Source organism: Campylobacter concisus (genome assembly GCF_902460625.1).
GTDB lineage: Bacteria > Campylobacterota > Campylobacteria > Campylobacterales > Campylobacteraceae > Campylobacter_A > Campylobacter_A concisus_AD.
Genome location: NZ_CABPUT010000007.1, coordinates 58,069 through 70,611 on the forward strand (window position 1 = coordinate 58,069; position 12,543 = coordinate 70,611).

A 12,543-nucleotide genomic window follows, 5' to 3' on the forward strand; every position below is an offset into this window, starting at 1 on the left:
GGGCGACGTTTTGCGTCGCAAGCTCGCAACTGCAAGCAGACCGTAAGTAGAATCCCCTTCTGCCACCAAAAAACCAAACCCTCACCAGCACAGTTCAAACAACAAGTTTAGATCACACCACACGTGGTGGATGACACCCGCTTCTTCTTAAACTAAAATAAAATTTATAAAAAACCCTACTAAAAAGATCCTTGCCAAATTTCAAACACTGCTTAGTTTTATTTTTAAAAATGCAGTTACAATGCAGTGGGCCTGCTAGCAAAAATGGATTTATATCAATGTGAAAAAATGTAAAATTGTTTAAAAATTTGCGTGTTTTTTGAAAATCGCTGATATGTTTTTTGCCGAGATTAACGAGCTTTATGCATGGGACAAGGCATCAGCGTTTTTCCTTTGTAGTGAATTTTTGCCGCATTATAAACGCTCTTTGCCAAATTTTTGTTTAAAGTTTGGGCGCTACTAAATTTCACGCCCAAAACTTTTAGTCTTTTTTACCTTTATTTAGGGATTTTAGCTTAGCATCCATATCAGCTGTAAGCATAGTAAAGACCTTGTTTGTAAGCTCCATCGTAAGGTCTTTAGCCTCTTGCATTGTCTTTTTACTAAATTCATTTAGGAGTTTGTCCGCTTTTTTCTTATCTTTTTTATAAAGCTTTACGTACTCATCTTCAAATTTAGCCTGTTTTACAGCCAACTCTTTTTCAAATTTAGCGTAGGCCTCTTTTACCACCGGCGAATACTTCTCATAGTCAGTCATCACAAGGGTTTGAAGCTTTCTATAAACCCAGTATATCGAAGTATCATCAGCGTCGTATGAGCCATCTGAGTAGCCTTTTATAAAGCCATCAAGACCCTCGTAATACGGCAAATAAACGCTAAGATCAGCCATACCAAGAGCGACGTAGGTCACACGGCCGATCTCTTTTGGTAGCCAAGGGCGCACCTGCATGACGTGAGACTCGTATGTTCTAAAGACGCTTATAGCGCGGTAGACGTTTTTCTTATCTTCATCTTTGCTAGCGTAGTTATCAAACGCAGTGCCGTCGTAGTGGGCTCTCATCGCAGATTTTAGATCCTCAACACTTAGCTTTTTCTCTGGTTTTAAAAATACTGGGAATTTCTGACCATCGGCGAAGTCTTGTTTTAAGCTTGGGTTAAACATGCTTTGCACCCAGCAAACGCGTGGGTAGTTGTAGGTCATATCCCTCTCATCGTCCCTTGTGTAGGCTTTTGTAAAGTTAAATTCTCCGTCTTTTGCAGGGTCATAAGTCTTGTTATCAATCGCAAATTTGATCACATCTTTTGCGCCCATGAAATTTGGATCGTTCTCTTTATAGTTTTGAAGTCTGCCTTGGTTTGCAGTAACGAAATACTCATCTGGAGCGATCTTCGTAGCGATCCATTTGTGGCCTGTACCAGTTTCAAAGTACCAAAGCTCGTTTGCATCGATAAATACCACACCAAAGCCCTCTCCAGCACCCTTTGTCTCTACTATCTCGCCAAGAAGTTTAACGCCCTCTTTTGCACTCTTCATACGTGGCAAAAGCACGTCTGGGATGTCATCCTCGGTGATGCCGCTCTCTTCGTTATATGGGTCGATCTTTAAAAGCTCGTCTTTTGCGTAAATAGTCTCGGTGCCACTTAGTCCAACGCCGGCTTCATTGTAGCCGACAGCTCCGTGAAGTTTTGTGTGAGAATTTGCGATGGTTGTATATCTCATACCATCTTTTGGAAGCGGATATGTAAAGTCATTTGCGCCGTCATGGGCTTTTGAGCTATGCATGCCAGTTTGGTTTTTCTTTGCCGGATGGATTAAAAAGACTTGTGCCTTTACAGCCTTGCTGTCTGCACTCCTGGCGACTAACATAGAGCCATCGTTTGAAGCTTTATCTCCTACTAAAATAGTAGTGCATGCCAAGCTACTTGTGCCTAAAATCGCACTCATAGCGACGATTGATGCAATAATTTTGCCTTTCATTTTTACTCCTTTAGTAAAATAAAATTTCTTCATGTGATTATACGCCAAATTTAATAAATTAGTTCCATATTTTAAAACTTTTTTAAGTTAAATGTAAATTTATTGCAAATTTTGCCTAAGTGAAATTTAAATTTTCTAAAGGATTTTTCGCTATAATCCAAAACTTACGCGATTGCGTATAAAATTTCAAAAAGGATTAGCATGCCAAAGATGAAAACCGTTCGCGGTGCTGCTAAGCGCTTTAAAGTAGGTAAAAATAAGATAAAAAGGGGCTCTGCTTTTAGAAGCCATATCTTAACAAAAAAACCTAGTAAGCGTATGAGAGATTTGCGTGGCCCACAATACGTGGACAGCACAAATGTCCCAGCCGTTCGCAAAATGCTCGGCGTATAAGCAGCGTAGATTTAAGTTTTTGACAAAAAAGTCATTCAAACTCCCCCAAATTTAGGGGCAAGACTCACTTCGTGAGCGCCAATTTGTAAAAGGATAAATATGGCAAGAGTAAAAACAGGCGTAGTTAGAAGAAGACGCCATAAGAAAGTTTTAAAGCTAGCACGTGGCTTTTTCAGTGCTAGACACAAACACTTTAGAAAAGCTAAAGAGCAATTAGAGAGAAGTTTAGTTTATGCGTATCGCGACAGACGCCAGAAAAAACGTGATTTCAGACGTTTATGGATCGTTCGTATCAACGCAGCTTGCAGACTAAACGACATTAGCTATTCAAGATTTATCAACGGCTTAAATAAAGCTAAGATCGAACTTGATAGAAAAATTTTAGCTGATCTAGCTATGAATGACGCGAAGGCATTTGCGGCACTTGCAAAACAAGCAAAAGATGCTTTGAAATAACACCTTTTCTCCGCTTCGGCGGAGATCTTCTTTTTTATACACTTTAAAATTTAATAACAAAAACTCTATAAAACTCTTTGTTTTAATTTACTATCCGCGACTTTTACAAACCACTAGCCAAATTTAACTACTCACAGCCAAAAAAGCTAAATTTCGATACTCGTATCAAAACAGTATTTCAAAGCTTCAGTAAATAAAATTTCGGCGGAGTTTTTACACCCCACCAAATTTCATATAAATTAATTCTTGAGATATTTAAGTGGCTAAACTCTTAAATGGCTTGTATTTAAATTTTAATCAGTACCGATGTAAATTTAGTTCGGCTGTTGAGCGCAAATTTAGTAATATAAATTTGAAAAATTTGCTTACCATTGCTAGCCAAATTAGCCAAGAGCAAGTATAAAACTCGCTCTAAAAACTAAATTCAATGCTCGTATCAAAGCAATGTTTCACCGCTCCACTAAATAAAATTTTGCCGTTTTCTAGTCTAAGACCAAGCTCCTCGCCGCTTTTTGGATAGACTTTTAGGCATTGCGCTGCGTTTAAATTTAAAGTAGTACCGTAAAAGCAAGCCGCCATGCCAGTGCCACAAGCTAGCGTCTCGTCCTCCACGCCCCTTTCATAGGTTCTCACCTTTAAAATTCCATCCTCAAATTTGGCTAAATTTACATTTGCATTGTATTTTTGACGAAGCGCCCTGCACTCTTTGACGTCAAATTCCTCTAAATTTTGTGTGAAATTTACAAGGTGAGGCACGCCAGTATCGTAAAAATACCAAGTTTTGCCACCTTCATTTAGTGGCTCGCTTAAAATTTTTGGACTTGTTAGCACGACCTCGACGCACTCCTCTTTCACGCTTGCCATCACCTCGCCGCTACCAGTTAGCAGAGCAAATTCGCTTGAACCAACAAGGCCGTTTAGATAGGCATATCTAGCAGCCGCGCGCGAGCCGTTGCCACACATCGCAGCGTAACTTCCATCACTATTGTAAAACTCCCATTTCACGCCCTTTTCGTAAGGCAAAAGCACAATAAGCCCATCAGCTCCCACGCCGTTTGTTCGGCTACAAATTTGCCTTGCTAGCTCGCTTCTATCTTTGTTCAAAAATGTATGAAATATGACAAAATCATTACCGCTAGCGTTGTACTTTGAAACTTGCATTATTTTTCCTTTAAAATTGCTCTACCTGTTTTGCTGAGTTTATATAAACTCAGCCGCAAATTTGCCTTAGAAATTTCTCTAGTTCTTGCTCTAAATTTTCTTTATCGCCACTGTTATCTATTATAAAATTTGCCTTTTTTCGCTTTTGCTCGATATCTATCTGAAGCTCCACTCTTGCTTTTGCTTCTTCTAATTTTAGACCGTTTCGGTTCATTAAGCGGCTTAGCAAAAGCTCTTTTGGCGCATAAATCACTGCTACATTTTTAAACTCAGCGTAGCGATCCTCTTTTTCAAAAAATAAAGGGATATCAACAAAATAAACCTGCTCCAAGCACTCAAGCTTCGTAGCGCGAGATAAAATTTCTTCCTTTATCTTTGGATGCAAAATTTGCTCTAAAATTTTTAATTTTTTTGGATCATTAAAAACAATGGCACCAAGTTTTTGTCGATCGATCTTGGCAGCTTCGTCTAAAATTTGCTCTCCAAAAAATTCCACTATCTCACATTTACAAATTTCAAGCTGCTCATGAGCGATCACGTCAGCATCAATCACGCTAAAACCTCGCTCTTTTAGTAAATTTACAACCGTGCTTTTGCCGCTAGCGATCGAGCCTGTGATGACGTAGGCGTTTGGAAATTTCTGCAAACTCGCTCCATTTTTGAAAATTGATGACAATTTTAGCAACTTTTGGCTAAAGTTTTAAAAAATTACAAAAAAGGTCAAAGATGATAAGCTATAAAGATGCTGGAGTGGATATAGATGCTGGAAATAGCTTTGTTGAGGCGATAAAGCCTTTCGTAAAGTCTACACAAACACCAAACGTTATAGGTGGCATTGGGTCATTTTCAGGAGCGGTCAGGCTACCAAGCGGGTATAAAAATCCAGCTATTTTGGGAGCCACTGATGGTGTTGGCACAAAGCTTCGCCTAGCTATCGACGCCAAGAAATTTGACGGCGTTGGCGAGGATCTAGTCGCAATGTGCGTAAATGATCTCATCTGCAACTTCGCCACACCACTCTTTTTCCTCGACTACTACGCAACAGCAAAGCTTGAGATAGAGAGTGCCAAAGAGGTAGTAAAAAGCATCGCAAATGGCTGCAAAAAGGCACAATGTGCGCTTATCGGCGGTGAGACAGCCGAGATGCCATCAATGTATGAAAAAGGCGACTTCGATCTTGCTGGATTTGCCGTTGGTATTGCCGAGGCTGATGAGATCGACAGAAGCAAATTTGTAAAATCTGGTGACGTTTTAGTCGCACTTCCAAGCAGTGGTCTACACTCAAATGGCTTCTCTCTTGCAAGAAAAGTGGTAAGCGAGCTTGGACTAAAATTTGATGAAAAAGTAGGCGATAAAAAGCTCATCGACGTGCTTCTTGAGCCAACTAGAATTTACGTTAGCGACTTTTTAAGATTAAAAGATAAGATTACAGCAATGGCTCACATCACCGGTGGTGGTATAGTTGAAAACTTACCTCGCGTCTTTCCTGCTGGGCTTGGTGCAAAAGTACAAAAAAACGCTATAAAAACGCCTGAAATTTTTAAAATCATCGCTCAAAAAGTAGAAGATAGAGAGATGATGAGAACCTTTAACATGGGCGTTGGCATGATATTAGTTGTGCCTAAAGACAACGTTGATACTGTCCTAGCTAGTAGCGATGGCTACGTGATCGGCGAAGTGGTAAATGGCAAAGGCGTAGAGCTAGTTTAATGCAAGAAAATAGCAAAAAACGCTTGCTAAAAACCGAAAATAAGAGCTTTTTTGATCTTAGCATTTATGAATATATAGGCTGTTTTGGCGTGCTAGAAAGCGGTATCAAAAAACTTGATCTCTATAATCACTGGTGCAAGGTCTCACGTGCCTCTACTATGCTCTGCATCACACATGATAATGGCGAGAGTGACAACCTAGTCTATCTATATGACTGGGAGAAATTTAGCCGTATCTACATAAATACAGGAAATTGACTTGGCAAAACAAAAGGCAAAAATCGCACCTATTTGGGCTAGAGCGAAGGCCTTTATCATCGATCTTTTTATCATCGGTATGCCGATATTTTATGCGACAACATATCTTGTGCTTGATGGCAAAGAGGCATTTTTGCATAACCAAATTGCCATTTTTGGTGCAAATAGCCTAATCTCACTTATAATGTGCCTTTTTTTTAGCATAAAAGCACAAACTCCGGGCTACAAAGCACAAGAAATTTATCTGATAAATCTAAAAACTGGCAGAAAACTAAGCTTTTCTCACACCATCTTGCGCCAAATTTGCTTTGCCTTTGCTGGCTTTAGCATACTTGGACTTTGCCTTTGTTTCTTTAGAAAAGACAAACTAAATCTGCACGACATCATCACTCACTCAGCTGCCGTGCAAAGATCAGAGGGATAAATTTTACTTCGCTCCATGCCAAAGTAGGCGATTTTTACCAAGTTTTGTATCGATGCTCTCTTTTATAATAGAGCAAATATACTCTTTTGAAAGTTGTATAGACTCCTCTAAGCTCTTGCCCTTTGCTAAAAAGCAAGCAAGTGCGGTTGAGAAGCTACAACCAGTTCCACTCATTACAAGCGGATCAACAAGTGGGGTCTTAAAATTTCTTAGCGAACCATCTTTTTTATAAAGTGTGTCTATACTGCTATCTTCGCTGATATGTTTTTTTACGATGACGTCACAAGGCAAATCTTTATAATCATCACCAAAAAGCACATTTGCCTCATCTAAATTTGGAGTAGTTACCGTTGCTAAGCTCATTAGCTCTTTTAGTTTTGCCACCGCACTATCTTTTATAAGCTTGTGTCCGCTTTTTGAGACGCAAACTGGATCAAGCACTACTTTGGTATTTTGAGTTAGTAAAAACTCAAGCACCACTTCCATAATCTCTTCACTAAATAACATGCCTATCTTAATCGCATCAAAGCTAAATTCTTCCGCAAGCGTATTTAGCTGATCTTTGACAAAACTAGGCTCTAAGCAAACTACACTCTTTACGGCATCCGTAGTCTCAGCGACCAAAGAAGTTACTGCTGTTGCACTATAACAATTAAGCCTAGCACATGTTTTTATATCTGCTTGTAGCCCAGCTGTGCCACTATTGCAAGAGCCTGCGATGATTAGAATTTTTTTCATCGTTTTCCTTTGAAATTTTTGGCTTATTATAGAGGATATTAGATAAATTTGAGTTTTTTAAAACAGAAGAAATTTGAGCAAAAAGCTCAAATTTATGAAAGTTTATTTAAGTCGTTATCGATATCTATATATATCGTAGTTGCGTTAAGATTTGTATGCTCAAAGCTAGGATCTATCTGCTTATCGCCATCTTTATGTTCGTTTATTTTAGCTAAAAGATCATCTTCTCTTAATCCATGCTCATTTATTAAACTTGGATCTATTTCATTAAAACTAATACTTACACTAGCCTCATCATTTGGCTCTTCTTGCTCTAAATTGGTTGCGCTAAGGATATCATCTACTTTTTCATTTATATGATCTAAAATAGATACATAATCATTGCCAAGAAGCGCTTTAAACAATGCGTCAGTATCTATGCTAGACTCGCCAATATCATCGCTTACTACGCTACTATCTAGCCAAAGAGTATCGTATCCGTTTATTGATATATCTTGTCCATCATTTGCAGTGATTGTAATGCTTGAGCTTTCGCTCTCGCCCTTTATAGCCTCTCCGATATATACTTTATCATTTACGTCTAAAACTCTTACATGATCATTTTGGTCTATCGCTATAACATCAGATGAAACGCTTTTAACTATACCAGCTACTGCTGCCATCTTTATTCCTTATTTTTATTTGTCGGTATTTTAGTATATTTAATTACTTTTGTATATTGTACTATGGTACAAGGTAGCGATAATCCTAAATCATTCAGATTTTGTGATTAAAATATATCCACTCTCGCTGATATTTTTAAATTTCACACCAAGCTCACGCTTTAGACGAAGTATCACATTTTGGATAGCCGCCTTGCTAACATCGCTCTCATAGACAAATTCTTCTATCATCTCATAAGTAACTAGCTTATTTAGATTATAAGCAAAGAGCCAAAATATCTTATTTTGCAAAAAGCTAAGATAAATTTCAATGCCGTTTTTATAAATTTTCTCTCTTTTTAAATTTATACTCACCTCATCGCTTAAATAAACTAGCTTTTCATCTCGTTCAAAACTTAAACTAATAAGCATTGCTCTAAGATCCTTCATATCAATAGGCTTTTTTAAAAAGAGCATCGCCCCTTCCTCCATGCTTTTTATCAAATTTTCATCGCTATCATAAGAGGTAAAGACGATAAATTTTTGGTGCGGCTTTGTACGTTTCATCTCATTCATCATTTCAAAGCCATTAAGCACTGGCATATGAATATCGCTCATCACAATATCAAAACCTTGCTTTTTAAATTTCTCCACGCCATCTTGTCCATTGCAAGCACCAATTACCTGTTCGCAATAAGGTTTAAGCCCACTAATAATAAGCTCTCTTGCCATATCGTCATCTTCGACTACCAAGACGGACGTCTTTTTTAAAATTTCTAAGACTTCTTGCATTTTAGTCCTTTAAATTTATATCAAAACTTAGCTCAAACACCGTTGGCTTTGCGTTATTTACGAGTCTTACGTCACCATTTAGCTTTTCTTGCGCTAACTTTTTAGCAAAATAAAGTCCTATGCCATTTCCTTGCTTTTTGGTGGTATTTAGCCAAGTAAAAATTTTCTCGCTCATTTGCTCGCTTACGCCATTTCCATTGTCATAAACTCCGATGTAGCACTTATCTTCAAAGCTTCTAAATTTTATCTCGATGATACGTTTTAGTGGCTCATCTTTGTAGCTTTCAACAAGTGAGTCTTTTGCGTTGTGTATTAGGATTAGTAAAATTTGTTGGATTATATTTTCTATCTGACGAACTTTTTGTTCATTAAAACCACTAAATTTTACACTCACATTTGCACGACTAAGCTCTGTGTGCATGAGAGTTATTAGATTTTTAACGCTTGTTTGCACCTCAAATTCGCTCACATTTTCAGCGCTTTTGTAAAAATTTCTAAAAATTTCAATAGTACTTGAAAGAAGTTTGACTGAGCTTTGCCCTTTTTCAAGTAAATTTATTAGCTCCTCATCGCTTAATTTACCTTCTTTTTTTAACATTATGCACGAGCTTAGCATTAGTTTTAGCGAATTTACTGGCTGAATGAATTGATGATTGATACCACTTATTAGCTCGCCAGCCTCACTCATTTTGGCTCTATGAGTTAGCAATGTTTCATACTCATCTTGTATCTTTTTTATCTTGTTATACATAAAATTATGAAGAATATTTGCCAAAAATGTGAGCGCAACGAAGGCAAAGAGCAAGCTTAGAGCATTTTTTAAAGCTTCTTTTGTTAAAGCTGAAATTTCCTCTTCGTTATTTGTGCCAGCTCCTATGAACCAATTTATCGTTGGTATCTCAGCTACTTGGATTAAATTTTGTCCTATTTTTAAGCTTGTAATGTCTTCATCTTTTAAAAACAACTCTTTAAATTTCTCCTCGATCTCTTTTTTTAAAGCAAGATCAGGTATCGATGTTAAAATTTCACCGCTATGAGTCACTAAAAATGAGTAAGAATTTGGCGCAAGGCTAAAATTTTTAATGCTATTAAAGATATTTTCTATACGCACGACACCACAAAGCGCTGCTTTAAATTTCGCTTGTTTTGTGACTGGAACGCATAAATTTAGAGTTGAGCCTTTTAAAATTTTATGTTTTTGCATGAAATTTACGCTTGGGGCATTTGTATTTTTTGTCTCCACATACCAGATAAGCCCTTCTCTTTCGCTCTTTGGCATAACTTCTTCTAAAATTTTCTCTCCATCTACAAAAATTTCTCCATCATCCCTTAAAAGCTGCATTAGATCAAATTCTTTTGCGTTTTGCTTAAAGAGCTTTATAAAGCCAGCTATCTTTTCATCGTCATCTACGATGTCTGCATTTTGTATAAATTTTGACGCACGAATGAGTGAATTTATACGTTCATCAAGCCAAATTTGAAAGTTATTTACGATATTTTTGCTAACTGCTATGTTATTTTTATCAGATAGTTCTATGATTTTCTCTTTGGCATTGCTGTAAATATTTAGCCCAAGAAGTATTACAAAAAGGCTAGCAAGCAAGATGATGGCGTAGATTTTAATATTTTGTGATTTTAAATTAATACCCATATGCGCAGTATATCCTAAGTTAGCCCAAATTTGGGCTAACTAAATTCATTTTAAAAAGGATAAAAGCTTTGAAACGAGCATAAGTGCAAGCACTACAAAACAAACACCAAATCCAAGCAGCGTGCAATCAGCCATCGACATAAATTTAGATGATGGCACAAGATACCAGCCGTCCGCATAAAGATCAACTATGCTCTTTTGCAAATCACTTAGCACCACGCCATCAGGCACCATAGGGCTGTCATATCCGCAGTCGCCTGTTGGCATAAACCAGTCAGGCGCCCACTTTTCAAGCGGTAAGCCAAATGGATAGTGTGGCTCAGTAGAGCAGCCCTGCACACCAAAAGGATCATCACCATGCACCGCGTCGTGGATTTTGGCTAGTTTTACACTATACATTATGCCCTGCACCGCTCCCCAAAAGGCAAAGACGTAGCCAACTAGAGCAAAGAGCAAATTTTTAGGGTTTATGATAGCGATCACGCCACCAAGCGCCATACACAAAAAGGCAAAACGTATATAGACGCACTGCTCGCAAGGAGGCATATAGGCGTAGTTTTGAAAGAGCGAGTGCGCGATAACGACAAGTGCAACGCTTACAAAGACTAAGATCGCCCAAGGGATGCGTGAGTCTTGAAATTTAGCCATTTTTTTAAAAAAGCTCATGTGACGCCTTATTTTTTAAGAAGCTCTTCGATGAGTGCTGCCATACCGTCAAGCGAGCTGATTGATTTTGTCATGATGAGATATTTGCCATTTACGACAAATGCTGGCACGCCTTGAATTTTAGCCACGTCATAGCTCTCATCCCACTTTTTAAGTAGCTCAGTCACTTTTGGATTAGCCAGCTCTTTTTCATAATCAGCCTTACTAACGCCAGCTGCATCAAGTCCAGTCTTTAAAAAGCCCTCAACGTCTTTGCCATCGCCCCAGCGCTCTTTTTTGTCGTGATAAGCTTTGTAGTAGGCAAATTTAGCCTTTTTAAATAGCGAATTTTCATCAAATAAGCTAACACCCTTTGCCTCGTCCATAGTGATAAGCACGGCAAAAACCTTGCTCGCAACCTCGCCGTAATCGCCCTTTGTCTTTAGGTGAAATGGCTCGTATTTTAGTCCAGGAATTTTCTCAACTACCTTTGGAGTGACGCTCTTGTCGTACTTGTAACAAAATGGGCAAGCGTAGCTAAAAATTTTAACTAGCGTATTTTGTCCCGCGCTTAGTGGCTTTTCAAGCTTGACGTAGTCCTCACCCTCGCTAAATGCACTAGCACTAATCGCTCCAGCCACCGCAACAGCAAAGATAGCCTTACTAAATTTAGATAGAAAACTCATGATAATCTCCTTTAGATGATTTATTTTGAGTTATTCTACAACCAAGCTCAACCGCAAATTTAACGCTAGAATAAATTTTGGCTGAAATTTATAAGATATTGCATTAATTAAAAATTTAATTTTTACTAGAACTTATCTCATTTATTGCTGATAATGCATTTAAAGCACTTGGATAGCCTATAAATGGTATAAGTGTCGTAACAACGCTTATTAGTTTAGCTCTATCGTTACCGATACCAAAATTTGCAGCAATGTGCCCTAAAAGCTGTGGCTTTGCAAAGCCAAGAGTCGTGATATAGACAAATGTCAAAAGCTCCCTAAGCTCTAAGCTAAGTCCATCTCTTGCATAAAAATCGCCAAAGCAGTTTTGTGATAAAAACTCCATTATATGTTTTTGATCATTTGGCATTGATGCGATAAATTTATCAACCGCTGGGAAGAGTTTTCTTTGTATCTCAAGGCCTCGCTCACCCCTACCTTCTCTTGATTTTTTGGGCATATTGTCAAGCTCTATATAGCGCTCATTAAAAATTTCATCAGCTAAAAATATATAATCTTCTACCTTGCCAAGCCCAGCATAAGGCACTGCTTGATATAAAATTTCTCTTATCTCTTTTGCTGATATGCCTACATTTAAAGCGGCCCTAACGAAGCTTTTAAATGAGCTTTTTGCGCCTTTACTCACGCAAAGAGAGGCGATGATAACCGAAAGTCTTGTTTTTTCATCAATATTTATCACTTCACTAATATCGCCTAAAAAATTTAAATAATCCTCTAAAAAGCTAGCATTGCTCTCTTCAAGCTCACTTTTTGAACCAAACCAAATTTCATAAATTTTCTTTGCATTGTAAGTTAGTGTCATAAGTTTTACTCCATTGTTTGGGGCTGATTATAAGTGCTAAAGCGTAAATGCTAGCTTAATGTCCAAAAAGGCAAAAATTTTTAATATAAATTTAGATTTTAAGCCATTATAAAGTTTATCGTGATTTTTATGTTATAAGGTTTTATTAC

Annotated in this window: 15 protein-coding genes; 5 read left to right on the forward strand and 10 right to left on the reverse strand. The window is 37.8% G+C overall.

Going from position 1 to position 12,543, the window contains the following annotated elements:
* Nucleotides 1-481 precede the first annotated feature (481 nt).
* Nucleotides 482-1,978 (reverse strand): C69 family dipeptidase, encoded by a 1,497-nt coding sequence (locus F3G69_RS06385; RefSeq protein WP_149714730.1) that lies wholly within the window; start codon nt 1,976-1,978, stop codon nt 482-484.
* A 201-nt stretch (nt 1,979-2,179) separates the two neighbouring features.
* Here F3G69_RS06385 and rpmI point away from each other — a divergent pair, with 201 nt between their 5' ends.
* Together rpmI and rplT are read left to right on the forward strand one after the other, a co-directional pair.
* On the forward strand, nt 2,180-2,371 hold the full coding sequence (rpmI, locus tag F3G69_RS06390; protein WP_012000969.1) for a 50S ribosomal protein L35: 192 nt from the start codon (nt 2,180-2,182) through the stop codon (nt 2,369-2,371).
* 99 nt (nt 2,372-2,470) lie between these two features.
* Complete coding sequence (gene rplT / locus F3G69_RS06395; RefSeq protein ID WP_004317321.1) at nt 2,471-2,827, forward strand: 50S ribosomal protein L20; 357 nt, start codon at nt 2,471-2,473, stop codon at nt 2,825-2,827.
* Nucleotides 2,828-3,238: 411 nt separating this feature from the next.
* On the opposite strand, the gene dapF is transcribed toward rplT, so the two are convergent.
* Both dapF and coaE read right to left on the reverse strand, forming a co-directional pair.
* A complete protein-coding gene (gene dapF / locus F3G69_RS06400; RefSeq protein ID WP_149714731.1) occupies nt 3,239-3,988 on the reverse strand; it encodes a diaminopimelate epimerase in 750 nt (249 codons plus the stop codon).
* Between the two features lie 49 nt (nt 3,989-4,037).
* On the reverse strand, nt 4,038-4,634 hold the full coding sequence (gene coaE / locus F3G69_RS06405) for a dephospho-CoA kinase (protein WP_149714732.1): 597 nt from the start codon (nt 4,632-4,634) through the stop codon (nt 4,038-4,040).
* An 80-nt stretch (nt 4,635-4,714) separates the two neighbouring features.
* Here coaE and purM point away from each other — a divergent pair, with 80 nt between their 5' ends.
* From purM to F3G69_RS06420, 3 genes are read left to right on the forward strand one after another with little or no spacing between them, the layout of a single operon-like run.
* Nucleotides 4,715-5,698 (forward strand): phosphoribosylformylglycinamidine cyclo-ligase, encoded by a 984-nt coding sequence (purM, locus tag F3G69_RS06410; RefSeq protein ID WP_149714733.1) that lies wholly within the window; start codon nt 4,715-4,717, stop codon nt 5,696-5,698.
* On the forward strand, nt 5,698-5,955 hold the full coding sequence (locus F3G69_RS06415) for a hypothetical protein (protein WP_149714734.1): 258 nt from the start codon (nt 5,698-5,700) through the stop codon (nt 5,953-5,955). Before purM ends, F3G69_RS06415 begins: the two co-directional genes overlap by 1 nt.
* Before the next feature lies 1 nt (nt 5,956).
* Nucleotides 5,957-6,379 carry an RDD family protein gene (locus F3G69_RS06420; protein WP_021090229.1) on the forward strand — a complete coding sequence of 141 codons (423 nt, stop codon included), beginning with the start codon at nt 5,957-5,959 and terminating at the stop codon, nt 6,377-6,379.
* A 3-nt stretch (nt 6,380-6,382) separates the two neighbouring features.
* Here the strand turns inward: F3G69_RS06420 and F3G69_RS06425 are convergent, their stop codons facing one another.
* The 7 genes from F3G69_RS06425 to F3G69_RS06455 form a co-directional block, all read right to left on the reverse strand.
* A complete protein-coding gene (locus tag F3G69_RS06425) occupies nt 6,383-7,117 on the reverse strand; it encodes a hydroxymethylpyrimidine/phosphomethylpyrimidine kinase (RefSeq protein ID WP_149714735.1) in 735 nt (244 codons plus the stop codon).
* A 92-nt stretch (nt 7,118-7,209) separates the two neighbouring features.
* Nucleotides 7,210-7,779, reverse strand: a complete 570-nt coding sequence (locus F3G69_RS06430; protein ID WP_149714736.1) for a hypothetical protein — start codon at nt 7,777-7,779, stop codon at nt 7,210-7,212.
* Nucleotides 7,780-7,869: 90 nt separating this feature from the next.
* Entirely contained in the window at nt 7,870-8,550 is a 681-nt protein-coding gene (locus tag F3G69_RS06435; protein ID WP_021090255.1) for a response regulator transcription factor, read from the reverse strand.
* A 1-nt stretch (nt 8,551) separates the two neighbouring features.
* Nucleotides 8,552-10,201, reverse strand: coding sequence for a sensor histidine kinase (locus F3G69_RS06440; protein WP_149714737.1), 1,650 nt, complete (start codon nt 10,199-10,201; stop codon nt 8,552-8,554).
* A gap of 45 nt (nt 10,202-10,246) precedes the next feature.
* On the reverse strand, nt 10,247-10,867 hold the full coding sequence (gene dsbI, locus F3G69_RS06445) for a protein-disulfide oxidoreductase DsbI (protein WP_103600999.1): 621 nt from the start codon (nt 10,865-10,867) through the stop codon (nt 10,247-10,249).
* A gap of 8 nt (nt 10,868-10,875) precedes the next feature.
* Nucleotides 10,876-11,532 (reverse strand): thiol:disulfide interchange protein DsbA/DsbL, encoded by a 657-nt coding sequence (locus F3G69_RS06450; RefSeq protein WP_103601000.1) that lies wholly within the window; start codon nt 11,530-11,532, stop codon nt 10,876-10,878.
* Between the two features lie 115 nt (nt 11,533-11,647).
* Nucleotides 11,648-12,394 (reverse strand): carboxymuconolactone decarboxylase family protein, encoded by a 747-nt coding sequence (locus tag F3G69_RS06455; RefSeq protein ID WP_103583501.1) that lies wholly within the window; start codon nt 12,392-12,394, stop codon nt 11,648-11,650.
* Nucleotides 12,395-12,543 lie beyond the last annotated feature (149 nt).